Source organism: Gordonia sp. 852002-51296_SCH5728562-b, assembly GCF_001665475.1.
Taxonomy (GTDB): domain Bacteria; phylum Actinomycetota; class Actinomycetes; order Mycobacteriales; family Mycobacteriaceae; genus Gordonia; species Gordonia sputi.
This window is the reverse complement of the sequence record NZ_LZMI01000099.1, coordinates 1-575: the sequence shown is the minus strand read 5'-3', so window position 1 is coordinate 575 and position 575 is coordinate 1. Positions and strand designations below refer to the sequence as shown.

At 63.3% G+C, this 575-nt stretch carries 1 protein-coding gene; it reads left to right on the top strand.

The features are described from left to right. Positions 1-575: DDE-type integrase/transposase/recombinase (locus tag A5766_RS17325; RefSeq protein ID WP_156527505.1), on the top strand; the 575-nt coding region annotated here is incomplete at both ends.

Genomic DNA, 575 nt, shown 5'->3' with positions numbered 1-575 from the left:
CCCGCCATCGACATGCTCAAAGACGTCAAGAACATGTCAGAACGTATGGCGTGCAGGGTAGTTGGGCTTTCCCGTTCCGCCTATCGACGGCTGCCGCACGCACACACCCCGGCCGATCCGGACGCCGCACTGCGCGAGCAGCTACGCACGTATGCCCGCAAGAACCCCCGGCACGGGTTCCGGCGCGCGTGGGCGCACCTGCGCTTCGACGACGGCATCGAGATCAACAAGAAGAAAGTGCATCGGTTGTGGAAGGAGGAGGGCCTGCAAGTGCGGCGTGCTCCGCGCCGCAAACGCGCCGGCCAGTCATCGGTCCCGGTCGTGGTCGCGGACGCACCGAAAGTGGTGTGGGCATTGGACTTTCAGTTCGATTCCACCGTCGATGGGAAGAAGATCAAGATCGCGTCGATGGTGGACGAGCACACCCGGCTATCGCTGCTGAACATCGTGGACCGCTCGATCACCGCCGAACGGCTGATCGAGGAGTTGGAGAAGACTTTCGCGATCTGGGGTGGCCCGCCCATGGTGCTGCGCATGGACAACGGCCCTGAGTTCATCTCAGAAGCCCTGCGCGA